Raw genomic sequence first — 23,899 nt, 5'->3', positions numbered from 1 at the left:
GCGGGGGCGCTGCCCCCAGGAGCCGGGACGGGAGGCGCGGCGGGACCGGAACGCGCGCCTACTGCAGGCGCCACTTCTGGTTCGGCGCCCCCGTGCACGACCAGATCTGCGCCCGCGCCCCGTTCGCCGACGAGTTGTCCGTCACGTCGAGGCACCTGTCGGCCGCCGTGTTGACGACGTCGCCGGTGGAGGCGTTGTACGACCAGCGCTGGGCGGTCGTCCCGTTGCAGTCGTAGAGCTGCACCTTCGCGCCGTCCGCCGTCGAGGCGGAGGTGACGTCCAGGCACTTGCCGAGCGCCTGGACCGAACCGTCGGCCTTCACGGTCCAGCGCTGCGCGGCCGAGCCGTTGCAGTCGTGGAGCTGCACGGCGGTGCCGTTCGCGGTCGAGCCGCCGGCCACGTCCAGGCACTTGCCCGCCAGGCCCACGAAGGCGCCCGAGCGGTCGCCGCCGCCGGACTGCGTGCCGGACCAGGTGAAGGTCGCCGAGGTCTTCCCGGGCAGCGAGTACGTCGCGTGCTGCGAGCCCCAGGCGATGGTCACGGTCCTCGCGGACGAGGCGTCGTTGTAGGCGATCAGGGCCTTGGAGCCGTCCGGGTTGCGCCACGCCACGTTCGGCACCGACGAGCTCGCGGTCGAGGCGATGCGCTGCGCGCCCGGCTTCACGAACTTCGTCAGGTGGCCCATCGTGTAGTACTCGATCGTGTAGTCCACCTGGCCGTGCCGGGAGTCGCCGTTGTGCACGGTGATCAGGCCGTCGCAGGTGCCGCAGCCGCCGTTGTGCGGGCCCCGGTTCTGGTCCACGGCCAGGGACCACTTCGTCACCGACTTCGCCCAGTTGCGGGTGTAGTCGATGATGTTGCTCATGTCCTCGCGCTGCTGGTTGGCGATCCAGGTGCCGCCGGAGTGCTCGGTGCCGAAGGCGTCCAGCTGCGGGTACCGGTCGTGCACGGACGTCTGCTCGGCCACGTCGCCGCCGTAGCCGTGCCAGGCGATGCCGCCGAAGTTCGGGTGCGAGCGCACCGCCGCGTCGTCGACCGTCCGGGCTGCGTAGGCGTCGTAGGTGTCCCAGTTCCAGTCGTGCGCGAGCACCTTGGTGGACAGGCCCGCCGCCTGGAGCTTGGGCAGCAGCTCGCTCTTGGTGAAGTAGGCGAGGCCGGAGGCGTTCCAGCTCATCGACGGGTAGCCCGAGCAGCAGGTGGGCTCGTTCTGCGCGGTGACGTAGGAGACCGGGACGCCCTGGTCGCGGTAGGCCTGGAGGTACTTCACGAAGTACGAGGCGTACGCGCCGTAGTACTCGGCCTTCAGCCAGCCGCCGTTGAGCTGTCCGCTGTCCTTCATCCAGGCCGGGGCCGTCCACGGTGAGGCCATCACGGTCAGGTCCGGGTTGAGCTGCCGGGCCTGCTTGGTGAGCGGCAGCACGGCCTCCTGGTCGTGGGCGATCGAGAACCGGGAGAGGCCGGCGTCGGTCTGCCCGGCCGGCACGTCGTCGTAGGTGTAGCCGAAGCGGGCCAGGTCGGAGCCGCCCATCGGATTGCGCAGGAACGACAGCCCGATGCCCTCCGTCGGCGAGAACAGCTTCCGCATCGTGGCGTCCCGCGTGGCCTGCGACAGCGCGCCGCTGCTGTTCATCAGCCAGGCCGCCGTGTCCGTGAAGGACGCGCCGCCGCCGGTGAAGGTCTGGTAGCGGGTGTTCTCGTCGACCGAGATGTTCTCGCCGCCGCCGCTGCCGGACTGGAAGGCGAACGGGGCCTGGGCCTCCAGGCCGCGCACGACGTGGCGGCCGCCGGAGTCGTCGGTCGTCGTCAGATAGGCCGTGACCTGTTCGCCCGCGGCGTGCGCGGGCGCCGCCGCGACGCCGGCGAGTCCGGCCGCGGCCAGGGCGCCGGTGAGGAGACACCGGGCCAGCCGCTCGGCTCTGGTGGAGGGGTGCATCGAGTGCCGCCCTTCTGGGGGTGGGGGAACGGGGCGTGCGAGCCGTGAGTAAATGACGCCTTCGTGTACACGTCAAGGGGTTCGGCGTTCAGGGAATGAAAGGGCGGCGGGCACGTTCCGGCCATGGGCCGCGGCTGTACCGGTTCCGGCGTCAGGTCTTGACGGCGTACCGTCACGCCAGTTAACTCACGCCATGATTTAAGCCGCGATCTCAATGACGGGAGCCGAGGGACCCATGCGAAGAACCGCCCTGCTCGTCTCCGCCGCCCTGCTCACCGGGCTGCTGCCGCTGGCCGCCGCGGGACAGGCGGCCGGCGCCGGCGACCCGGCCCCGGTGCCGGTGGACCGCTTCGAGGGCGAGGTTCCGTTCGCGAACCCGCCCGCCGAGGCCCTCTTCACCTGGGGCGGCGACACCGACGACCCGCCCACTCTGGAACTCGCCGCGCGCGACGACGCGCCCGAGGGGGAGAAGGTCCTCTCCGGCGGCTACGACATCAGCGGCTACGGCGGCTTCAGCCACGAGTTCGCCTCCGACGGGCCGGCCCACGACTGGTCGGCCCACAAGGGCGTCCGCTTCTGGTGGGAGGGCCGGGGCACCGGCGAGGCGGTCCACTTCGAGATCAAGGACGGCGGCGCGAACGGCGGCGCCTCCGAGCTGTGGACCACGTCCTTCACCGACGACCGGACCGGCTGGAAACAGGTGGAGATCCCCTTCGCCGACTTCACGTACCGTACGGACCACCAGCCGGTCGGCGGCATCGACCACGTCCTCGGGCTGACGCGGATGTGGGGCTACGCGGTCACGCTGCCCACCGGCGTGAAGAGCGGCTTCGCGATGGACGGCGTCGAGCTGTACGGCCGGGCCGACCAGTCCCTGCGCGCCCAGGTGCTCACCGACTCCGCCGTCCACCCGGTACGGGAGGGCGGCACGGCGAAGGTGCGGATCTCGGTCGCCACCACCGGCTCCGCGCCCCTCGACGAGCCGGTGACCGTCGCGTACGAGACGGCCGGCGGCACCGCCTCCGCCGAGGACTACGCCGAGGTCGAGGGCTCCGTCAGCTTCCCCGCGGGCACCGCCTCCGGCACCTCCCGCACGGTCGAGGTGCGCACCCTGGAGGACAGGGCGGCCGAGGCGGCCGAGACGATCCCGCTGAGGCTGACGGTGACCGGCGCGAAGGCGCCCGCGGAGACCCCGCAGGTCGTCGTGGACGCCCACGGACTGCCCTACCTGGACAAGGGACTGCCGGTGAAGAAGCGGGTCGCGGACCTGCTGTCGCGGATGTCCCTGGCGGAGAAGGCCGGGCAGATGACCCAGGCCGAGCGGGCCGCGCTCGGCACCGCGGGCGACGTCGCCGCCTACGGCCTCGGCTCCGTGCTCTCCGGCGGCGGCTCGACGCCGACCCCGAACACGGCCGAGGCCTGGGCGAAGACGATCGACGGCTTCCAGCTGCGCACGCGGGCCACCCGGTTCCAGATCCCGCTGATCTACGGCGTGGACGCCGTGCACGGCCACAACAACCTCGTCGGCGCCACGATCATGCCGCACAACATCGGCATCGGGGCCGCCCGCGACCCGGGGATCGCGTACGACACCGGCGCGGTGACCGCCGCCGAGGTGCGCGCCACCGGCGTCCCGTGGGACTTCGCCCCCTGCCTGTGCGTGACGCGCGACGAGCGCTGGGGCCGCTCCTACGAGTCCTTCGGCGAGGACCCGGCTCTGGTGGAGTCCATGGAGACGATGATCCAGGGCTTCCAGGGGGCCGCCGACGGCCGGGACCTCGACCGCGGCGACAAGGTGCTGGCCACGGCCAAGCACTTCGTGGCCGACGGCGGCACCGCGTACGGCTCGTCGACCACCGGCAGCTACACCGTCGACCAGGGCGTCACCACGGTCACCCGGCAGCAGCTGGAGGCGGTGCACCTCGCGCCGTACCGGGACGCCGTGGACCGCGGCGTCGGCACGGTCATGCCCTCGTACTCCTCGCTCGACATCGTCGGCGACGACAAGGGCCCGGTGAAGATGCACGCCGACACGGAGATGCTCACCGGGGTGCTCAAGAACCGCCTGGGCTTCGACGGCTTCGTGATCAGCGACTGGGCCGCCATCGACCAGCTGCCTGGCGACTACGCCTCCGACGTGCGCACCTCGGTCAACGCGGGCCTCGACATGATCATGGTCCCGTACGAGTACAAGTCCTTCCACCAGATCCTGGTCGACGAGGTCGAGGCGGGCCGGATCGGCGAGAAGCGGATCGACGACGCCGTGTCGCGCATCCTCGCCCAGAAGTTCCGCCTCGGCCTGTTCGAGAAGCCGTACGCGGACACCCGCGGCGCCTCGGGGATCGGCTCGGCGAAGCACCGGGCGGTGGCCCGCGAGGCGGCCGCCGCGTCGCAGGTCCTGCTCAAGAACGAGGGCGGCGTCCTGCCGCTGAGGAAGAACCAGAAGGTGTACGTCGCCGGGTCCAACGCCGACGACCTCGGCAACCAGAGCGGCGGCTGGACCGTCACCTGGCAGGGCTCCTCCGGCGACATCACCGAGGGCACGACGGTCCTGGAGGGCATGAGGAAGGCCGCCCCCGGCGCCGGCATCACCTACTCCGAGGACGCCTCCGCCCCCACGGACGGCTACGACGTGGGCGTGGTCGTGATCGGCGAGACCCCGTACGCCGAGGGCGTGGGCGACGTCGGCAACGGCAACGACCTGGAGCCGACCGCCGCCGACCGGGCCGCCGTGGACAAGGTGTGCGGCGCCATGAAGTGCGCGGTGCTGGTCGTCTCCGGCCGCCCCCAGCTGATCGGCGACCGGCTCGGCGCCATCGACGCGCTCGTCGCCTCCTGGCTGCCGGGCACCGAGGGCGACGGCGTCGCGGACGTGCTCTACGGCCGGCGGGCCTTCACCGGGCAGCTGCCGGTCACCTGGCCGAGGTCCGAGGCGCAGCTGCCGATCAACGTCGGCGACGCCTCGTACGACCCGCAGTTCCCCTACGGCTGGGGCCTGACGACGCGCACCGCCGTGCCCTCCGGCGGCACCGGCACCCTCAAGGCGCTGGCCCTCGCGGCCGCCGCCGCCGAGAAGGCGGGCGCCGAGAAGGCCGGCCGGGCGGCCGTCACCCGGGCGCGGCTGCTGGTGCAGGAGAAGGCGGGCACGACCGTCACGGCGGAGTTCGCCGGGCCGTTCGCGGACGCCGACCACCTGCTGCTCACCGGGCGGTACGCGGCGGCGGTGGCGAAGCTGACGCAGGCATACCGGGCGGCGTGACGCCGTCGCCCGACGGCTCCTGATGGGCGGTGCGGCACGCGGCACGCACCGCCCATCAGGTTCGATGTCCGTAATGCGTAAATCGGGGTAGCGTCGAAGTATGAAGGGTGCTGCCGCACTGCCCAAGGGGCTCGCCGCGCTGCTGGCCGTGTTCGCGGCGCTGCTGGCGCTGACCGCCGGCGCCCCCCGCGCGGACGCCGCCACGGACGTCTCCGTGATCGCCGAGGCGCTCCGCGAGAGCCCCGTGTACGTCGATCCGGCGGCCTCGGACATCCTGTCCGCTCCCGACGCCGAGGCCCTGGCCAAGAGGATCGAGGACGCGGACAAGCCCGTCTTCGTCGCCGTGCTCCCCGGGGACTACCCCACGGAGAACCTCTTTCAGAACCTGCGCACCGCGACCGGCGTCACCGGCCTGTACGGCATCCGCCTCGGCGACCGGTTCGACGCGCGCGCCGACTCGGCGGTGATGTCGCGCGACGGCGTGCGCAACCTCGTCACCAGCGTGCAGGGCGAGGGCGCCCGGCAGCAGCTCGACGACTTCACCGGCCGCGCCCTGGCGAGCATCCGGGGATCGGCGCCGTCCGGCTGGGACGACTCCGGCGGCGGGCCCTCCACCGGCGCGCTCGTCACCGTCGGCGCGGTCGTCGTGGCGGGCGGCGCGGGCGCGTACGCGCTCGCACGGCGCAACCGCCGGCACCGCGAGGAGGAGGAGCGGGCGGCCCTCGAACGGCTGAGGACCGTCGTCGACGAGGACATCACCGCCTTCGGCGAGGAGCTGGACCGGCTCGACTTCCACCCCGGCGAACCCGGCGCCGACGACGCGATGCGCACGGACTACGAGCACGCCCTGGACGCCTACGAGCGGGCGAAGTCCTTCATGGCGGCCGCCCGCGCGCCCGAGGACGTGCGCCGGGTCACCGAGACGCTCCAGGAGGGGCGGTACGCGCTCGCCGTGCTGGCCGCGCGCCGCGAGGGCCGCCCGCTGCCGGAGCGCCGCGCACCCTGCTTCTTCGACCCGCGGCACGGGCCGTCGGTCGCCGACGCCGCCTGGACCCCGCGGGGCGGCGTCCCGCGCGAGGTGCCGGTCTGCGCGGCCGACCTGGCCCGCATCCAGGACGGCCACGACCCGGCGGTCCGCGAGGTCGACACCGACCACGGCCGCCGCCCGTACTGGGACGCGGGCCCGGCGTACGCGCCCTGGGCCGGCGGCTACTTCGGCGGCGGCCTGCTGCCCGGGCTCCTGGTCGGCACCCTGCTCGGCTCGTCGATGTACGGGCCGGCGTACGCCGCGGGGGCCGAGGGGTACGACGCCTTCGGCGGCGGCGACGTCTCCGGCGCCAACTTCGACCCGAACGACTTCGGCGGCGGCTTCGGCGGCGGGGGAGGGGACTTCGGGGGCGGCGACTTCGGCGGAGGCGGGGACTTCGGCGGGGGCGGCGACTTCTGACCGCGGCGCGAGCGCTCCGGCGGCACCGAGGTCGGCGGCACGAGGACCGGCGGCGTGCCGGCCGGCGGCACGAGGACCGGCGGCGTGCCGGCCGGCGGGACGAGGACCCGCGGCGTGACGGCCCGTGGCGTGCCGACCCGTGGCGTGGCGCGCCGCGGACGTGCGAGCGCCCGTCCCTCCATGGCGGAGTGGGGGACGGGCGCTCGCGCTCGCGGGGAACAGGGCCGGCGGAGGCCGGTCACGCCTGCTTGACGGCGGAGATGTCGAAGTTCAGCTTGATCTTGTCGGAGACGAGGACACCGCCGGTCTCCAGCGCCGCGTTCCAGGTCAGGCCCCACTCGGAGCGCAGGAGCTCGGCCTTGCCCTCGAAGCCGACGCGCTCGTTGCCGAACGGGTCCTTCGCCGCGCCGTTGAACTCCAGGTCGATGGTGAGCGGCTTGGTGGTGCCGAGGATCGACAGGTCGCCGGTGATCCGGTAGTCGTCGCCGCCCAGGGCCTCGACCGAGGTGGAGCGGAAGGTCATGGAGGGGAACTCCTCCGTCTTGAAGAAGTCCGCGCTCTTCAGGTGCCCGTCGCGGTCCGCCGAGCCGGTGTCGATGCTGTCCATCACGACGTCGATGGAGGCCGTCGACCTCGCCGGGTCGGAGCCGTCCAGGCGCAGCGTGCCGGTGAAGTCGAGGAACCTGCCCTTGACGTTGGTGACCATGGCGTGCCGGGCGGTGAAACCGATCGTCGTGTGGGACGGGTCGATCGTGTACTCGCCGGTCAGCGCGGCCAGTTCGGGGTTCACCGGGGCGGGGGCCGTGGCGGTGGCGGCGGAGGCGGTGCTGTTCTTGCGGCCGAAGATGCTCATGACGCGTCCTTGCGGAGACGGGCTCCGGCCCTGCGCCGAAGCTGTTTAACGTTCAACTAGAAAGACCATAGACCTATTCCTGTTTAGATTTCAACAGCTTCCGCGAAAGTGTCACCCCTCCGGATCCGGTGCCATGGGTCCAGACCTCTGACGCTCCTCGACGCCCTCTGGTGGACACGCGTAGACCTCGTGCACCATCTCCTTGCCGCGCAGGGGCCTCCCGGCGCGCGCACCGCTCTGCCGCACGACCGCCCCACGAGACGCACGGCCGTTCCCGGGGCGCGACGGCCCGTCGTGCCCCGACCCCCACAGCCCGCAGGAAGGACCCGTATGAAGCTCCGTTCCGCCCTGACCGCCCTGGCCCTGGTTCTCGCCCCCGGCGCCGCCGTGGCCGGCGGCGCCTCCGCGGCCGCCGCCTCCGCCGGGGCCGTCGCCGTCACCAAGATCAGCCACGCCACCGCGACCTCGATGTTCCGCGAGGCCGGCGTCACCTGGTCCTCCTCGGGCGGCTGCTCGGACCGCAACACCCCCACCTGCACGTCGTTCGACCAGCTCAACCTGGCCACCGCGCAGGGCGCCCAGACCCTGAAGCGGGCCACCGGCTGCGCCCTGAACATCACCGGCGGCACCGAGACCGGCCACGCGAGCGGCACGTACTCGCACTGGAACGGCTACAAGCTCGACTACGGCAAGAACACCTGCGTCACGAACTACGTCAAGAGCACGTTCACGTACATCGGCCTGCGCGGCGACGGCGCACCGCAGTACCGGTCCGCCTCCGGCAACGTCTACGCCGACGAGGGCAACCACTGGGACGTCCTGTACTACAACTGCGGCGGCTGCTGAGTCCGCCCGCCGCGCGCCCCGTCCCGCCCGTCCGCCGGGCGGGACGGGACAGGACGGGGTAGGACCAGGACGACCGCGCGGAGCGGCCGGTGCCGGTCCGGCCCCCGCGCCCGCCGAGCCGTCGGAGGACCCGCCCGTGACCGCGTCGCGCCGTACGTTCCTGCTCGCCGCCGCCCTCGCGGCGCACGCCGCCGGCGTCCCCCTCGCCCGTGCCGCCGGGGGCGGCGCCGACGTGTACGACGCGCTCCGCACCCGCTGGCTGGAGATCGCACTCGGCACGGGGTACGACCCGGCCGCCGAGCCCTGCGCCGCCCGCCTGGCCGAGACCGGCGAGCTGGCCCGCGGCCTGCGCCCGGCCATGGCCCCCGCGCCCGGCTCCCTCTGGCCCGACCACCCCTTCGACCCGCCGGCCGGCATCACCCGGAGCTACGACCGGCTGTGGACCATGACGCAGGCGTACGTGCAGCCGGGCACCGGCTCGACCGGCGACGCGGGCCTGCTCGCGGACGTCGTCCGGGGCCTGGACCACCTGTCGGCCACCGTCTACCGCCCCGGCACCACGCCCTACGGCAACTGGTGGGAGTGGCGGATCGGCAGCCCCCGGCTCCTGACGGACGTCGTCGCCGCGCTGTACGACGAGCTCTCCGCCGACCGGATCGCCGCAGCCTGCGCCGCCGTCGACCACTTCGTCCCGGACGAGGCGCTGCGGAACCACTCCGGCACCTCCACCGGGGCCAACCGCGTCGACCTGTGCCGCTCGGTCGCCCTGCGCGGCGTCCTCGGCCGGGCGCCCGGGAAGATCGCGCTGGCCCGGGACGCGTTGTCGCCGGTCTTCCGGTACGTCACCGAGGGGGACGGCCCGTACGCCGACGGCTCGTTCGTGCAGCACGCCCACGTCGCCTACTCGGGGACGTACGGGCAGGTGCTGCTCGACGGGCTCGGACGGCTGTTCGCGCTCCTGGCGGACTCGCCCTGGGAGGTGACCGACCCCGCCCGGCAGGCCGTGTTCGACAGCGTGGAGCGCGCGTACGCGCCGCTGGTCCACGACGGCCTCGTGATGGACGGCGTCAGCGGACGGGCCGTCAGCCGCGGGTGCCAGAAGGACGACGACCGGCACGTGATGCGTGGCGACCACGTCCACGGGCAGGCGCTGATCGCGGCGATCGCACTGCTCGCCGAGAGCGCGGGCCCCGCGGAGCGCGCCCGCTGGCACGGCATGGTGAAGGGCTGGATCGAGCGGGACACCGTCGCCCCGGTCCTGCGGGCGCGGCAGTTCGGCGTCGCGGACCTGGCCAGGCTGCACGCCGTGGCGGCCTCCCCGGTGCCCGCCGCGCCGGAGCCGGTGGGGCACCGGCTGTTCCCGGCCATGGACCGGGCGGTGCACCGGCGGCCCGGCTTCACCGCGCACCTCGCCATGGCCAGCGACCGGATCGCCCACTACGAGTGCGGCAACGGCGAGCACCCGCGCGGCTGGCACACCGGCTCGGGGATGCTCTACTGGTGGGCCGCCCAGGAGCCCGCCGACCAGTACACGGACTGGTTCTGGCCGACCGTGGACCCCTACCGGATGCCCGGCACGACCGTGTCCACGAAGCGGCTCGCCGACCGGGCGGGCGGCGAGTGGGGCGAGCCGCGGCCGGACGCGCGCTGGGTCGGCGGCACGACGGACGGGGAGTACGCGGCCGTCGGCCAGCACCTCAAGGGGCTCGGCTCGACCCTGCGGGCCCGCAAGTCCTGGTTCTTCCTCGACGACTGCGTGGTCTGCCTGGGGGCCGGGATCACGGCCTCGGACGGCGTGCCGGTCGAGACGGTCGTGGACAACCGCAACCTCGGGGAGGGCGGGACGCGGGCCTTCACCACCGGGCGCGGCTGGGCGCACCTCGAAGGGCACGGCGGCTGGCTCTTCCCGGGCGGGGCCGCGCCCCGGACGCTGTGCGAGGACCGCACCGGGGCCTGGGCCGACATCAACGCCGGGGGCACCGCCGAGCGCCGCACCCGCCGCTGGCGGACGCTCTGGCTCGACCACGGCACCGACCCGGACGGCGCGGCGTACGTCTACGTCGTGCTGCCCGGTGCCGCGCGAGGGGCCGTCGCGCGCCGGGCCGCCACCGGCGGCGGGCTGTGCGTCCTCGCCAACGACCCGGCCCGTCAGGCCGTCCGCGTGGACCGCCTGGGCCTTCTCGCCGCGAACCTCTGGCGGGCCGGGACGGCGGGACCGTTCACCTCAACGGCCCCCTGTAGCCTGCTCGTGCGCCGCCGGGGGCGGACCGCTACCCTCTGCGTCGGCGAGCCGCCGCGCACCGGCACCCCCTTCGACCTCGTGTGGGAGCACCCCGTGCGCCGGGTGCTCGGCGCCGGCGAGGGCGTCGAACCCCTCGCCACCGGGCACCGGCTGAGGCTGCGCATCACCCCGGGGACGGCATGCGCCACACGGGAATGTGAGCTGGCTCTCAGCTGACCGGTTTGTGCGACCCCTACAAGCCACGAGGCCCCTGAGCAGTCGAATCGCGTGAATAGGGGGGTGGTTCTGTTCAAGGGCACCAGGAAAACGGGTCGGAGACTGTGAGGAGTCGACGGCCCTGTTTCCTTGGTCGACTTCGTAAGGTCGCTACATGACCGTTTTGGACGACACCGGATCCTCGGCCGGCGAACCCGCCGACGCGCGCGGGCGTGTGGCCGAGCTGCACGAGATCCGTGCGCAGGCGCTGGCGGGCCCGAGCGAGAAGGCGACCGCGGCGCAGCACGCGAAGGGCAAGCTGACGGCGCGGGAGCGGATCGAGCTGCTGCTGGATCCGGGATCGTTCCAGGAGGTCGAGCAGCTGCGGCGGCACCGGGCGAGCGGGTTCGGGCTGGAGGCGAAGAAGCCGTACACCGACGGTGTGATCACCGGGTGGGGCACGGTGGAGGGCCGGACGGTCTTCGTCTACGCGCACGACTTCCGGATCTTCGGCGGCGCGCTGGGCGAGGCCCACGCCACGAAGATCCACAAGATCATGGACATGGCCATCGCGGCCGGTGCGCCGCTGGTCTCCCTGAACGACGGCGCGGGCGCCCGCATCCAGGAGGGCGTCTCGGCGCTCGCCGGCTACGGCGGCATCTTCCAGCGCAACACCAAGGCCTCCGGCGTCATCCCGCAGATCTCGGTGATGCTCGGCCCGTGCGCGGGCGGCGCGGCCTACAGCCCGGCGCTGACGGACTTCGTGTTCATGGTCCGCGACACCTCGCAGATGTTCATCACCGGCCCCGACGTGGTCAAGGCCGTCACGGGCGAGGAGATCACGCAGAACGGCCTGGGCGGCGCCGACGTGCACGCCGAGACCTCCGGCGTGTGCCACTTCGCCTACGACGACGAGGAGACGTGCCTGGCCGAGGTGCGCTACCTCCTCTCCCTGCTGCCGCAGAACAACCGGGAGAACCCGCCGGCCACGGCCTGCGAGGACCCGGTCGACCGCCGCTCGGACGTGCTCCTCGACCTGGTGCCCGCGGACGGCAACCGCCCCTACGACATGGCCAAGGTCATCGAGGAGCTCGTCGACGACGGCGAGTACCTGGAGGTCCACGAGCGCTGGGCGCGCAACATCATCTGCGCGCTGGCCCGCCTGGACGGCCAGGTCGTCGGCATCATCGCCAACCAGCCGCAGGTGCTGGCCGGCGTGCTGGACATCGAGGCCAGCGAGAAGGCCGCCCGCTTCGTGCAGATGTGCGACGCCTTCAACATCCCGCTGCTCACCCTGCTGGACGTGCCCGGCTTCCTGCCCGGCGTCGACCAGGAGCACGGCGGCATCATCCGCCACGGCGCCAAGCTGCTGTACGCCTACTGCAACGCCACCGTGCCGCGGATCTCGCTGATCCTGCGCAAGGCCTACGGCGGCGCCTACATCGTCATGGACTCCCAGTCCATCGGCGCCGACCTCACCTACGCCTGGCCCACCAACGAGATCGCCGTGATGGGCGCCGAAGGCGCCGCCAACGTCATCTTCCGCCGCCAGATCGCCGAGGCCGAGGACCCCGAGGCCATGCGCACCCGCATGGTCAAGGAGTACAAGTCCGAGCTGATGCACCCCTACTACGCGGCCGAGCGCGGCCTGGTCGACGACGTCATCGACCCCGCCGAGACCCGCGAGGTGCTCGCCAGGTCCCTGGCCATGCTGCGCACCAAGCACGCCGACCTGCCCTCCCGCAAGCACGGCAACCCGCCGCAGTAATCCCGCGGACCCCGCGCCGACATGCCGCGGACCCCTTCCTCACGGAGACTGACACCCATGAACGACAACTTCCTGCGCGTCGAGAAGGGCCACGCCGAGCCCGAGGAGCTCGCGGCCCTCACCGCGATCCTCCTCGCCCGCGCCGCCGCCCGCCCCGCGGAGACCGCCCCGGCCCACCGCGGCCGCCCGCGGGCCGGCTGGCGCCGCCTGGAGCGCGAGTCAGGCTTCCGCGCCCCGCACAGCTGGCGCTAGGCCCCGCGCGACACGCGTGGAAGGGCTCGCTCCCCCGAGGAGCGGGCCCTTCCGTATGTCTCCGGTGCCCGGCCGGGGCGCACGCGACGAGAGGGGCCCTTCCGCACCCGCCGGAAGGGCCCCTCTCGTCGCGTCCCGCGGGCGCCTAGCGCAGCCGGGCCATGAGCGCGTGCTCGACCAGGGTGATCAGGGCGCTCTTGGCGTCCGCGCGGTGGCGGGCGTCGGTGGTGATGATCGGGGTGTCGGGGCCGATCTGCAGGGCCTCGCGGACCTCGTCCGGCGTGTAGGGCTGGTTGCCGTCGAAGCCGTTGAGGGCGATGACGAACGGCAGGCCGCTGTTCTCGAAGTAGTCGACCGCGGGGAAGCAGTCGGCGAGTCGCCGGGTGTCCACGAGGACGATGGCGCCGATGGCGCCGCGTACCAGGTCGTCCCACATGAACCAGAAGCGGTCCTGGCCGGGCGTGCCGAACAGGTACAGGATCAGGTCCTGGTCGAGCGTGATGCGGCCGAAGTCCATGGCCACCGTGGTGGTGGTCTTGTCCCCGGTGTGGGTCAGGTCGTCGATGCCCGCCGAAGCGGATGTCATGACGGCCTCGGTGCGCAGCGGGTTGATCTCCGACACGGCGCCGACGAACGTGGTTTTGCCCACGCCGAAGCCGCCCGCCACCACGATCTTCGCGGAGGTGGTGGAGCGGGAAGGACCGCCGCTAGAGCTTGCGAAGTCCACTGAGCACCCTTTCGAGCAGTGTCACGTCTGGCTGGCCGCCGGCGCTCTCGTCGCCGCCGGGCTGATGGATGGCTACCAGGCCCGCCTCCGCCAAGTCGGCGACGAGAATCCTGGCCACGCCGAGAGGGATGGCGAGCAGGGCCGAGATCTCGGCCACCGACTTGATCTCCCGGCAGAGGTTGCAGATCCGCTGATGCTCGGGCAGCTGGCCCTGCATCTGGTGCGGCTGTGCGGTGGTGTGCACCAGTGCCTCGATGGCGAGCTGGTACCGCGGCCTGGTGCGGCCGCCCGTCATGGCGTACGGGCGCACCAGGGGGTTGCTCGACGCCCCCGCGGGCGCCGGTTCCGGGGTGCGACGCTGCGGCTGCACGGGCTGGATGCGCGGTGCCGACGGCTGGTCGTACGGCGACGGCCCGGGTCCCTGGGGGACCTGGGGCGCGTACGGCTGCTGCGGCTGGCTCGGCGCGGAGGGAAAGTCGTACCGGTTCCCGTCACCCTGGCCAGGTCCGTAGGACCAGTTGCCCGACGACGAACCGCCTGGGGGTGTTGCCACTTTCTCCTCCTCCGACTGTGCCTGGCGCCCAACGCTGTGGAGCCGCGTCCCGAAACCTTACGGCCCCGGGACGCCAAGACGCACCGTCTGTCTGTCAGTTGAGAAGGCTGCCCTGGAGCTCCGCACGGAGGTCGGGGGTCAGAACCGTACCGGCACGGTCCACCAGAAGCGCCATCTCGTACCCGATGAGACCGATGTCCGCCTCGGGATGTGCGAGGACCGCGAGGGAGGAACCGTCGGAGATGGACATGATGAAGAGGAATCCCCGCTCCATCTCCACAACCGTCTGGTTCACGCTGCCGCCCTCGAAGATGCGGGAGGCGCCCGCCGTCAGCGAGGTCAGTCCGGACGCGACCGCCGCGAGCTGGTCGGCGCGGTCACGGGGAAAGCCTTCGGACATCGCCAGAAGGAGTCCATCGGCGGAGACCACCACCGTGTGGGACACCCCGGGGGTGTTGTCCACGAAGTTGGTGATCAACCAGTTCAGGTTCTGTGCCGCCTGGCTCATCGGGCTCACACTAACGCTCCTGGTCGTAGGTGCTGTCAGGACCGAAGCCCTGGCCGTTCGTGTCACTTCCTGCACTGCGTCCCCGCTGGACGCCCCGGCGCAGGTTGCTCAGCCTGCCCCGGATGTCCTCGGGGGCGCGGGAGACCTGTGGGCCGCCCTGTGGGGTCTTCTCGGCGGTGCCCTCGACCAGGTTGGCCTTGGGCACCCGCCGCGGGAGGCCGGAGGCGGTCACCCCGCCCGCCTTGGGCTTCCGCAGCTGTTCCGCGCGCTGCCACCGCTGGTCGTTGGCGGAGCGCCAGTCGTCGTCGCCGCTGGTGTCCGGGGAGGCCGGCGCACTCTCGCCCACCCGCTGCCCGCCGTTGCCGTTCGCGGTGGGACCGCGGCGCGGCAGCCCGGCGTCGGTCAGCTCGTGGACGGCGGAGGGGGCCGGTCCCGGACGGTCGAAGCCTACGCGTTCCTGCTCACTCGCGTCAGCGGCCTGCGTAGATTCCGGTTCCGGAGCGTACTCGGAGCCGTAGCCGGGGTGGTACTCGTCCTGCTGCGGCCAGTCGTCCTGGTGACGTCGTTCCGTGAACGCCGGGAAGCTCTCCTGCGGCAGGCCGGGGGCGGCCGGCGCGGCCTCCTGGACCGGCTCCGCATACGGGGTCCCGGGGAAACCGCCGGACGCGGGGAAGTACGGATCGTCGTACGCCGGCCGCTGTCCCGCCTGCTGCTGCCCGGCCTGCGGCCGGTCGGTGTACGCCGTCTGCCGGTCGTACGCGGCCGGGTCGGCGTAGGCGGCCTGACCGTTGTCGTAGGCGGGCTGCGACGCGGTGTCGTAGGCGCCCTGCCCGGCGTCGTACGCGGTCTGCTGCCCCTCGTACGCCGGCGCGCCGGCGCCCTGGACGGGGCCGCCCTCGAACTCGTTGCCGAACGGCTGCCCGGCCGGGTCCTGCCCGTCCCCCGGGCGGGCGCCCTGCGCCTGGGCCTCCAGGGCCGCGCGGCGCTCCTCGCGCATCAGGGAGCGGCCCACGGGGTCCAGCTCGCGGATGTCGTCGGGGACCTCCGGGTAGCGGCTGTCGTCGAAGCCCAGCTCCGCGGCCGTGCGCAGCGGCGGCGGGCCCTGGAAGTCCTCGCCGGGGAAGGCCGGCTGCTCCGGGATGAGCTGCGAGACGGTGAACTCGCTCTGCTGCGGCTCCTGGTCGCCGCCGCCGCCGTGGGTGATGGCGTCGGGGAGCATGACCAGCGAGGTGGTGCCGGCCTGCTCGCCGGAGGGGCGCAGCTGGACGCGGATGCCGTGCCGGTCGGAGAGCCGGCCGACCACGAACAGGCCCATGCGCTGGGAGATCGCGGCGTCCACGGTCGGCGGGTTGGCGAGCTTGTGGTTGATGTCCGCGAAGTCCTCGGCGGTGAGGCCGATGCCCTTGTCGTGGATCTCGACCATGACGCGGCCGTCGGGCAGCCGGGTCGCGGTGACGCGGACCTTGGTCTGCGGGGAGGAGAACGTGGTGGCGTTCTCCAGCAGCTCGGCCAGCAGGTGCACGAGGTCGGTCACGGCGCGGCCGTGGATCTCGGCCTCGGGGACGCCGGAGAGCTCGATGCGCTCGTACTGCTCCACCTCGGAGGAGGCGGCGCGCAGCACGTCGACCAGGGGGACCGGCTGGTCCCAGCGGCGGCCGGGCTCCTCGCCCGCGAGGACCAGGAGGTTCTCGCCGTTGCGGCGCATACGGGTCGCGAGGTGGTCCAGTCGGAAGAGGTTCTCCAGCTGGTCCGGGTCGGCCTCGTTGTTCTCGAGGTCGGTGATCAGGGTCAGCTGGCCCTCGATCAGCGACTGGTTGCGGCGCGAGAGGTTGGTGAAGATCGCGTTGATGTTGCCCCGCAGCAGGGCCTGCTCGGCGGCGAGCCGGACGGCCTCGCGGTGGACCTGGTCGAAGGCGCGGGCCACCTCGCCGATCTCGTCCGTGGACGAGATCGGGATGGGCGTGACGCGGGTGTCGACCCGGCCGGGGTCGGTGCGCGAGAGCTGGTCCACCAGCATCGGCAGGCGCTGCTCGGCGACGCCGAAGGCGGCGGTGCGCAGCTGACGCATGGAACGACTCATCTGACGCGCCATCATACCGGCCAGGACGAACGCGGCCAGCAGCGCGACCACCACGGCGGCACCGGTGACCAGGGCGTCCGTGCGGGCGTCGTCGGCGATGCCGGCGGCCTCGCCCACGGCCTTGTCGGCGAGGTCGGACTCGATCTGGCGGTACGCGTCGAACTTGGCGGTGTTGACGGCCCACCAGTTCTCGGCGGTGATGCCCTGCTCGCCCAGTGCGACGCGCTCGGTGGGCTCGGTGGTCTGCAGGCTCGCGATGCCCGCGACCATGCCGGCGGGGTCGGACGGCGGCGGGACGTAGTTCCGGCCCGCGGCCTGCGCCTCCTCGGCGGCCTTCTTCGCCCGCGCCCGGCCGTCGGACTCCAGCTTCTTCTGCGCGGCCCTCAGCTTCGCCTCGTCGGCCGCGGTGCCGCCGCCGAGGTACTCCTCGATGGCGATGTTCTCCAGGTACGCGTACGAGGTGAGCGCCACGCGCTGCTGGGACAGGCTCTTGTCGCTGGGGCCGGGCTTGACCAGCAGGTGCGTGCCGATGGACCGCTCCAGCGACAGCGCCGCCTTGGCCAGCGACAGGGCGTAGACGGTCCGGCCGTAGCTGGTGATGTTGCCGGTGCCGAGGCCGAGTTCGTTGGCGAACTCCATCAGCGGGTGCTGGATGGCGACGTAGCCCTCCTCGGTCTGCACCCCGGTCAGCTTGGAGGTGTACGCCGTCTTGCGCAGCGTGACGAGGTCGGGCTCGACCTTGCGGAAGAGGGACAGCCGGCGCTCCAGACCCGCCTTGGCGGGCATGTTCTCCGCGGCCCGGTCGAAGGCGTCGGCGGCGTCGTCGGTGGCCTTGCGGGCCGCCACGACGGCGTCGTCGCTCTCGCCCTTGCCCTGCAGCAGCGGGGCGGCGGAGACGTCGCGCTCGTCGATGAGCCGGTCGCCGTACGTCAGCGCGGCCTGGACCAGGAGCGCGGTCTTCTCCGCGTCCTCGGCCTCCTGCCAGGTGTCGATGGAGCCCTTCACCTGGAAGCCGCCCATGACCAGGCCGACCAGCACGGGTATGAGCAGGATCGCGTTCAGTCTGGTCCGCACCCGCCAGTTGCGCGGGGAGAGCCGGCCGCCGCTCGGCACGGGAGTGGCAGTCGACTCCGAGCCGGGCACGTGTGCGGTCGCCGCTCCGCGCGCCGGCGGGGTGAAGTTGCCCCGTGCCGACGGCTCGGGACCGTTCTTGCTTCGCCTCACTCGACCAACAACCTCTCGGCGTCGGCACCAACGTCGTGCCGCTGTCCATGCATGCCCATGCCTACTGGGCAGTCCCGGCATTCCAGCACGTCAGATGGTGCTCTTCCAAACACTCGGAACCCTTGATTCCGGGTGAGGTAAGCCCTAGATAAAACGGTCATAAAGAGCGAGCCCCGCCAAAAGACGGGGCCGGTGTGCGCGGAGCGACACCAGGCGGTAGCGACGCGTGGTGGCGCTGGGGCAATTCTCTTTCGAAACGTTATGAACACCGGGGCCGGCCGTGTCAAAGGACACAGCCGGCTCCGGGGCCCCTACGGCAACTGCCGTACGGCACTGACGATTTGGGTGCTAGCGCAGCCGGGCCATGAGCGCGTGCTCGACCAGGGTGATCAGGGCGCTCTTGGCGTCCGCGCGGTGGCGGGCGTCGGTGGTGATGATCGGGGTGTCGGGGCCGATCTGCAGGGCCTCGCGGACCTCGTCCGGCGTGTAGGGCTGGTGCCCGTCGAAGCCGTTGAGGGCGATGACGAACGGCAGGCCGCTGTTCTCGAAGTAGTCGACCGCGGGGAAGCAGTCGGCGAGCCGCCGGGTGTCCACCAGCACGACCGCGCCGATGGCGCCGCGCACCAGGTCGTCCCACATGAACCAGAAGCGGTCCTGGCCGGGCGTGCCGAACAGGTACAGGATCAGGTCCTGGTCGAGCGTGATGCGGCCGAAGTCCATGGCCACCGTGGTGGTGGTCTTGTCCCCGGTGTGGGTCAGGTCGTCGATGCCCGCCGAGGCGGACGTCATGACGGCCTCGGTGCGCAGCGGGTTGATCTCGGAGACGGCGCCGACGAACGTCGTCTTGCCGACGCCGAAGCCGCCCGCCACCACGATCTTGGCGGAGGTGGTGGCCCGCCCCCCGTCAGAGCTTGCGAAGTCCACTGAGCACCCTTTCGAGCAGTGTCACGTCCGGCGCGCCGCCGTTGTTCTCGTCGCCGCCAGGCTGGTGGATGGCGACGAGACCGGCCTCCGCCAGGTCCGCGACCAGGATCCGGGCCACACCCAGCGGCATGGACAGAAGGGCCGACACCTCGGCCACCGACTTGACCTCACGGCACAGGTGGCAGATGCGCTGGTGCTCCGGGAGCAGCCCCATGAGCTGAGCCGGGTCGGCCGTCGTGCTGATCAGCGCCTCTATGGCGAGCTGGTAGCGCGGCCGGGTCCGGCCACCGGTCATCGCGTACGGACGTACCAGTGGCTGGTCGCCCTCGTCCCCGTACGGCTCGGCGTACGGATCATGAGAGGCGGTGGGCGGGGTCATGGATCCTCCGGGCGGGACAGCAGGTCGGTCAGTCGTGCCGTCTGACGGGGCCGGTGGGGGGCTGGCGGCCGGACGGGAGTTGGTCGTTCGTACGGTGGTGCCGGATCGGTCAGTGCAGCAGACTGCCCTGGAGCTCTGCGCGCAGGTCCGGTGTCAGCACGGCGCCCGCACGGTCCACGAGCAGCGCCATCTCGTACCCGACGAGGCCGATGTCGCACTCCGGGTGGGAGAGGACCGCCAGCGACGAACCGTCCGAGATGGACATCAGGAACAGGAAGCCGCGCTCCATCTCGACCACGGTCTGCGCCACGGTGCCGCCCTCGAAGATCCGGGAGGCCCCGGCCGTCAGGGAGGTCAGCCCGGAGGCGACGGCGGCGAGCTGGTCGGCGCGGTCGCGCGGGAAGCCCTCGGACATCGCGAGAAGGAGTCCGTCGGCGGACACGACGACGGTGTGGGACACCCCGGGGGTGTTGTCCACGAAATTGGTGATCAACCAGTTGAGGTTCTGTGCCGCCTGGCTCATCGGGCTCAACTAACGCTCCTGCTGGTGAGTGGGGCTCGGGAAGCTGCCCGTCTGGCCGTTACCGGCCTGGCGGCCCTGCTGGATGCCCCGACGGAGATTGGTCAGCCGGCCGCGTACGTCATCGGGCGCACGCGAGACCTGCGGACCGGTTTGGTGCTGTTGCTGCTGAGCCGTGCCCGCGACGAGGTTCGCACGGGGCACCCGGCGCGGCAGGCCGGAGGTGGTGACCCCGCCCGCCGAGGGCTGCCGGACCCGCTCGGCCTGCCGGACGAGGTCGTCGTTCGGCGAGCTGCGCCAGGCGGTGGCCGCCGGAGAGGCGGCCTGCCGCTGCGGAGCGGAAGGGGTCTGCTGCTGGGGGACGTGGGCGCCGCGGTCCTGGGGACCGCCGCCGTTCTGCCCCCCGCGGAACCAGTTGGTCTCCAGCGCCTCGTACAACGGCGTACGGCCGTCGCCCGGACCCGAGGCCGGCGGCAGCGCCTCGGGCTCCTGCGGGAGGACGGGGCGCCGGCGCTGCTGCGGGCGCTGCGGCGCGTGGGAGCCGCTGGCCCCCGGTCGCTGGAAGGGGTCCTGCTGCTGGAACGGGTCCTGCTGCTGGAAGAAGGGGTCCTGCTGCCGGAACGGGTCGCCGGCCGCGGGGGCCTGGGGCCCGCCGTAGCCGGGCGCCGGGTACCGACCCGTGTCCTCCGGGTACTGGCCCGTGTCCTGCTGCCGGTCGGCGCCGGGCAGGCCGTGGTCGCCGGTGTCGTACCCGGCGGTCGCGAACTGCCCGGTCGAGGACGGGTCCTGGTACGGCGCGTCCTGGCCGGGACCGGCGAACCGGCCGGGGCCCTGCGGGTTCTGCGCGGCGGGGTCGGGCCGGCCGGGCGTGCCGAACACGTCCGAGCGCACGAACTGGCCGTCGCCCTGGGGCGCGCCCGCGCCGGGCGGCGGAGCGTCGAAGTCCGGACGGGCGAACTCGGAGGTCGACCCCGGGCCCTGGTGCTCGTCGATCCGCGGGATCTCGGAGGTCGACCCCGGACCCTGGTGCTCGTCGAAGCGGGGTATCTCGGAGGTCGCGCCGGGACCCTGGTGCTCGTCGAAGCGGGGCAGCTGCGAGGTGCTGTCGAGGGGCTCCTCGTGGCCGCGCGGCGCGTCGAGCGAGGCGCGCTGGAGAGGCGGCTGCGCCGTCTCGTCGCCCCAGCCGGGGTTCTGCTGCCGCGGGGCGCCGGGCAGCTCGGGCCGCGGACCGCCGCGCGCCGGGAGCTGCGGGCGGAGGCCGCCCTGCTCGGCGGGGTCGTTGGCGGGCTGCTGCTGCGGCGGCACGGGGCCGCGGGCCGGGGCGCCGAAGGCGTCCTGGCCGCTGCCGAACATGTCCCGGTGGCCGAAGGCGTCCTGGCCGCTGCCGAAGGCGTCCTGGCCGTTGCCGAACAGATCCTGGCGGCCGCCGTTGTCGAAGCCGCCCTGCGGCGCGCCGGCGCCGGCGGGAGCCGGCCTGCCCTGCGGGTGCTGCGGGGACTGGGGGTTCTGGGGGCCCTGCGGACCGCGCGGGCCGCCGGGGCCGTTCGGACGGCCGCCCGCGTCCCGGCCGGGCAGCGCGGCGCGCGCACCGGCGCCCGCGCCGACCTGGCCGCGCTGCGGCCCGGCGCCGAGTCTGTTGCCGTTGTTGCCGTTGCCCGCCGCGGCACCGCCGCCGAGGGCGGGACCGTTGCCGTTGCCGTTGCCCCGGCGGGCGGCGGCGACGCCGGCCGCGGCCTGCGCGGCGGCCGGACCGCCGGACGGGCCCGCGCCCTGGCCCGGCTTGCCCGGGGCCTTCTTGCCGCCCTGGGCGACGTCGACGGGCAGCATGACCAGCGCGGTCGTACCGCCGGAGTCGGACGGGCGCAGCTGGATGCGGATGCCGTGGCGCTGCGAGAGGCGGCCGACCACGAACAGGCCCATGCGGCGGGAGACGGAGACGTCCACGGTGGGCGGCGAGGCGAGCCGCTCGTTGATCGCCGCGAGGTCCTCGGGGGAGAGGCCGATGCCGGTGTCGTGGATCTCGATCAGGACGCGGCCGTCGGGCAGCGCGTGACCGGTGACCTTGACCTTGGTCTGCGGGGAGGAGAACGAGGTGGCGTTCTCCAGCAGCTCGGCGAGCAGGTGCACGAGGTCGTTGACGACGCGGCCGGCGACCTCGGTGGCCGGCACCGCGGCCAGTTCGATGCGCTCGTACTGCTCCACCTCGGAGGCGGCGGCGCGGAGCACGTCGACCAGCGGGACCGGACGGGTCCAGCGGCGGCCGGGCTCCTCACCGGCGAGGACGAGGAGGTTCTCGCCGTTGCGGCGCATACGGGTCGCGAGGTGGTCCAGCTTGAACAGCGAGGACAGCTGGTCCGGGTCGGCCTCGCGGGACTCCAGTTCGGAGATCAGCGACAGCTGGCGCTGGATGAGGCCCTGGGAGCGGCGCGAGAGGTTGGTGAACATCGCGTTGACGTTGCCCCGCAGGAGGGCCTGCTCGGCGGCGAGGCGGACCGCCTCGCGGTGCACGTCGTCGAAGGCCGCGGCCACCTGGCCGATCTCGTCCCGGGAGTGCACGCCGACCGACTCCACGGACGTGTCGACGTCCTGCGGGTCGGACTCGGACAGCTGCTTGACCAGCTCGGGCAGGCGGTCCTGGGCGACCCTGGTCGCGGTGTCCTGCAGCCGGCGCAGCGAACGGATCATGGAGCGGGCCACCACGAAGGCGCCGACCAGCGAGACGCCGAGGACGATCAGGATGATCGCACCGGAGATGATGGCCTCGCGCTCGGACTCGCTGCGCAGCTCACGGGCCTTCTGCACCATCTCGCTGAGCAGCGTGCGCTCGATCTTCGCCATCTCCGACAGCTTGGCGGAGTCGGCGTCGATCCAGTCCATGTACGAGCGCTTGTCGCGCAGCCGCAGGCCGTTCTCGCGGCTGAGCACGCGCTCCGCGTAGGTGTCGGCCTCCTGGATCGTCGGGCTCGCGTCGTCGATCGGCTTCGTCAGCTCGCGCGAGTTGCCGTCGTAGATGCTGCTGAAGCTGGTCAGCTCCGACTTCTGGCTGTCGAAGGCCGAGAGCGCGTACTGCCGGTCGTTCTCGGAGAGGGAGCCGTAGACGTTGTCGTTGGCGGGCAGCGCCGCGGCGATGACGGCGCGCTGGATCGACGCGTACTCCTTGGCGGAGGAGAAGGCCGACAGGGCGCGGGTGCGCTGGATCATCTCCGGGTTGCTGGTGGCCTCGGCCATGTCCTGGGAGAGGCCGAGCAGCCGGTCGATGAGCCGGTGGTACGCCTCGACGGTCTGCGCGGTGTTCCGGTCGTCCTTGTAGGCGTCGTTGCGGATCGAGGAGAGCTTGCTCAGCTCGGAGGCGATGGCGACGATGTTGTCGCGGACGCCCTCCAGGCTGGTGTCCCCGGCCGCGTCGTCGATCTTGTGGGTGCCCTCCATGAAGGCGGCCCGCGCGCGGTCCGTCTTGTCCCGGACGCCCTTGACCGTGAAGTCGGTGGCCTTCGCGCCGTGCGAGAGCGGACCCGCCGACCGGTCACGCTCCTCCTGGAGCGCGGCGGCGAGCTCGGTCGCCTGCTTGGTCATGTCGGTCAGCAGCTTCATGTTGTCGAGCTGCTGGATGTCGTCCATCGAGTCGCTGATGCGCAGGGCGCCCAGCGAGGTCGCGGCGACCACGGGGAGGGCGAGCAGCGAGACGAGGCGGGTGGAGATGCGCCAGTTGCGCAGGGCGACACGGGAGCCGGTGTCGTTCGCCTTCTTCGCCTTGGGGGCCGGGGCCGGAGTCCCCGGTGCCGGTGCGGCGGCGCCGGTGCGCGCGGTCCGCTCGCCGCTGTCGCCGGCCTGTGCCGGACCCTGGTTCTGGGCGTGCTGGGGCGAGGAGCTGACGGCCGAAGGGCCAGTCCCGCCGTGCGGCTCCGGCTCCGCCGAAGCGCTGCCATCCCTCTTGAAACGTCCCTGCACTAGCGTCGCAACCTCTGGACCAGGCGTCCCGCCGCTGGAACGGTGGGACGGTGTCGGCGTGTTAGGGGCGTGGGCGCCCCATGGTGGTCGTGAGTGACCGGCGCTGGCTCCCCCTCCCCGCCGCCACTCGGCGCTGCGTTGCGCCCCCGTGCGCCGGTTGTCGTTCCGCGGCGGTCCGTGGAATTCCAGCACAGTGCCGGATCTCCAACAAGGCCCGTGGCCCCGGCACCACTTACCGTGA

The 23,899-nt window shown here is 72.8% G+C and carries 16 protein-coding genes; 6 read left to right on the top strand and 10 right to left on the bottom strand.

Annotated features, from left to right (window positions below):
* Window positions 1-58 precede the first annotated feature (58 nt).
* On the bottom strand, window positions 59-1,933 hold the full coding sequence (locus tag IE271_RS16475) for a ricin-type beta-trefoil lectin domain protein (protein ID WP_190191063.1): 1,875 nt from the start codon (window positions 1,931-1,933) through the stop codon (window positions 59-61).
* Between the two features lie 235 nt (window positions 1,934-2,168).
* Here IE271_RS16475 and IE271_RS16470 point away from each other — a divergent pair, with 235 nt between their 5' ends.
* The gene (locus IE271_RS16470) at window positions 2,169-5,192 is read left to right on the top strand and encodes a glycoside hydrolase family 3 protein (protein WP_190191062.1); all 3,024 of its coding nucleotides are present in this window, start codon (window positions 2,169-2,171) and stop codon (window positions 5,190-5,192) included.
* 100 nt (window positions 5,193-5,292) lie between these two features.
* Complete coding sequence (locus tag IE271_RS16465; RefSeq protein WP_190191061.1) at window positions 5,293-6,639, top strand: hypothetical protein; 1,347 nt, start codon at window positions 5,293-5,295, stop codon at window positions 6,637-6,639.
* Window positions 6,640-6,877: 238 nt separating this feature from the next.
* On the opposite strand, the gene IE271_RS16460 is transcribed toward IE271_RS16465, so the two are convergent.
* Window positions 6,878-7,492: a YceI family protein gene (locus IE271_RS16460; protein WP_190191060.1), complete on the bottom strand. Its 615-nt coding sequence runs from the start codon at window positions 7,490-7,492 to the stop codon at window positions 6,878-6,880.
* Between the two features lie 330 nt (window positions 7,493-7,822).
* Between IE271_RS16460 and IE271_RS16455 the strand changes: the two genes are divergently transcribed.
* The 4 genes from IE271_RS16455 (at window position 7,823) to IE271_RS16440 (ending at window position 12,795) form a co-directional block, all read left to right on the top strand.
* Entirely contained in the window at window positions 7,823-8,338 is a 516-nt protein-coding gene (locus IE271_RS16455; protein WP_190191059.1) for a hypothetical protein, read from the top strand.
* A gap of 136 nt (window positions 8,339-8,474) precedes the next feature.
* The gene (locus IE271_RS16450; RefSeq protein WP_190191058.1) at window positions 8,475-10,796 is read left to right on the top strand and encodes a polysaccharide lyase 8 family protein; all 2,322 of its coding nucleotides are present in this window, start codon (window positions 8,475-8,477) and stop codon (window positions 10,794-10,796) included.
* Window positions 10,797-10,950: 154 nt separating this feature from the next.
* Complete coding sequence (locus tag IE271_RS16445) at window positions 10,951-12,543, top strand: acyl-CoA carboxylase subunit beta (protein WP_190191057.1); 1,593 nt, start codon at window positions 10,951-10,953, stop codon at window positions 12,541-12,543.
* A 57-nt stretch (window positions 12,544-12,600) separates the two neighbouring features.
* Window positions 12,601-12,795, top strand: coding sequence for an acyl-CoA carboxylase epsilon subunit (locus IE271_RS16440; protein ID WP_190191056.1), 195 nt, complete (start codon window positions 12,601-12,603; stop codon window positions 12,793-12,795).
* 145 nt (window positions 12,796-12,940) lie between these two features.
* Here the strand turns inward: IE271_RS16440 and IE271_RS16435 are convergent, their stop codons facing one another.
* The 8 genes from IE271_RS16435 to IE271_RS16400 all read right to left on the bottom strand — a co-directional run bounded on the left by IE271_RS16435 (window position 12,941) and on the right by IE271_RS16400 (window position 23,658).
* Window positions 12,941-13,522 carry a GTP-binding protein gene (locus tag IE271_RS16435; RefSeq protein WP_190191055.1) on the bottom strand — a complete coding sequence of 194 codons (582 nt, stop codon included), beginning with the start codon at window positions 13,520-13,522 and terminating at the stop codon, window positions 12,941-12,943.
* Window positions 13,503-14,075 (bottom strand): DUF742 domain-containing protein, encoded by a 573-nt coding sequence (locus tag IE271_RS16430; protein WP_190191054.1) that lies wholly within the window; start codon window positions 14,073-14,075, stop codon window positions 13,503-13,505. Before IE271_RS16430 ends, IE271_RS16435 begins: the two co-directional genes overlap by 20 nt.
* Window positions 14,076-14,169: 94 nt before the next feature.
* Window positions 14,170-14,583 (bottom strand): roadblock/LC7 domain-containing protein, encoded by a 414-nt coding sequence (locus IE271_RS16425; RefSeq protein ID WP_004983065.1) that lies wholly within the window; start codon window positions 14,581-14,583, stop codon window positions 14,170-14,172.
* 10 nt (window positions 14,584-14,593) lie between these two features.
* The gene (locus tag IE271_RS16420) at window positions 14,594-17,887 is read right to left on the bottom strand and encodes a sensor histidine kinase (protein WP_190191053.1); all 3,294 of its coding nucleotides are present in this window, start codon (window positions 17,885-17,887) and stop codon (window positions 14,594-14,596) included.
* 348 nt (window positions 17,888-18,235) lie between these two features.
* Window positions 18,236-18,811 carry a GTP-binding protein gene (locus IE271_RS16415; protein ID WP_054219273.1) on the bottom strand — a complete coding sequence of 192 codons (576 nt, stop codon included), beginning with the start codon at window positions 18,809-18,811 and terminating at the stop codon, window positions 18,236-18,238.
* Window positions 18,792-19,190 carry a DUF742 domain-containing protein gene (locus IE271_RS16410; RefSeq protein WP_059131717.1) on the bottom strand — a complete coding sequence of 133 codons (399 nt, stop codon included), beginning with the start codon at window positions 19,188-19,190 and terminating at the stop codon, window positions 18,792-18,794. The genes IE271_RS16415 and IE271_RS16410 overlap by 20 nt, the downstream gene beginning before the upstream one ends.
* Window positions 19,191-19,299: 109 nt before the next feature.
* Window positions 19,300-19,713 carry a roadblock/LC7 domain-containing protein gene (locus IE271_RS16405; RefSeq protein ID WP_095936862.1) on the bottom strand — a complete coding sequence of 138 codons (414 nt, stop codon included), beginning with the start codon at window positions 19,711-19,713 and terminating at the stop codon, window positions 19,300-19,302.
* A gap of 9 nt (window positions 19,714-19,722) precedes the next feature.
* A complete protein-coding gene (locus IE271_RS16400; protein ID WP_190191052.1) occupies window positions 19,723-23,658 on the bottom strand; it encodes a sensor histidine kinase in 3,936 nt (1,311 codons plus the stop codon).
* Between the last annotated feature and the right edge of the window lie 241 nt (window positions 23,659-23,899).

Source organism: Streptomyces minutiscleroticus (genome assembly GCF_014650875.1).
GTDB lineage: Bacteria > Actinomycetota > Actinomycetes > Streptomycetales > Streptomycetaceae > Streptomyces > Streptomyces minutiscleroticus.
This window is presented reverse-complemented; position numbering and strand designations above follow the sequence as displayed.

What these genes read in the sequence shown, in the direction of transcription:
- IE271_RS16475 (WP_190191063.1), bottom strand. Translation starts at nt 1,933, where the DNA reads ATGCACCCCTCCACCAGAGCCGAGCGGCTGGCCCGGTGTCTCCTCACC.
- IE271_RS16470 (WP_190191062.1), top strand. Translation starts at nt 2,169, where the DNA reads ATGCGAAGAACCGCCCTGCTCGTCTCCGCCGCCCTGCTCACCGGGCTG.
- IE271_RS16465 (WP_190191061.1), top strand. Translation starts at nt 5,293, where the DNA reads ATGAAGGGTGCTGCCGCACTGCCCAAGGGGCTCGCCGCGCTGCTGGCC.
- IE271_RS16460 (WP_190191060.1), bottom strand. Translation starts at nt 7,492, where the DNA reads ATGAGCATCTTCGGCCGCAAGAACAGCACCGCCTCCGCCGCCACCGCC.
- IE271_RS16455 (WP_190191059.1), top strand. Translation starts at nt 7,823, where the DNA reads ATGAAGCTCCGTTCCGCCCTGACCGCCCTGGCCCTGGTTCTCGCCCCC.
- IE271_RS16445 (WP_190191057.1), top strand. Translation starts at nt 10,951, where the DNA reads ATGACCGTTTTGGACGACACCGGATCCTCGGCCGGCGAACCCGCCGAC.
- IE271_RS16440 (WP_190191056.1), top strand. Translation starts at nt 12,601, where the DNA reads ATGAACGACAACTTCCTGCGCGTCGAGAAGGGCCACGCCGAGCCCGAG.
- IE271_RS16425 (WP_004983065.1), bottom strand. Translation starts at nt 14,583, where the DNA reads ATGAGCCAGGCGGCACAGAACCTGAACTGGTTGATCACCAACTTCGTG.
- IE271_RS16410 (WP_059131717.1), bottom strand. Translation starts at nt 19,190, where the DNA reads ATGACCCCGCCCACCGCCTCTCATGATCCGTACGCCGAGCCGTACGGG.
- IE271_RS16405 (WP_095936862.1), bottom strand. Translation starts at nt 19,713, where the DNA reads ATGAGCCAGGCGGCACAGAACCTCAACTGGTTGATCACCAATTTCGTG.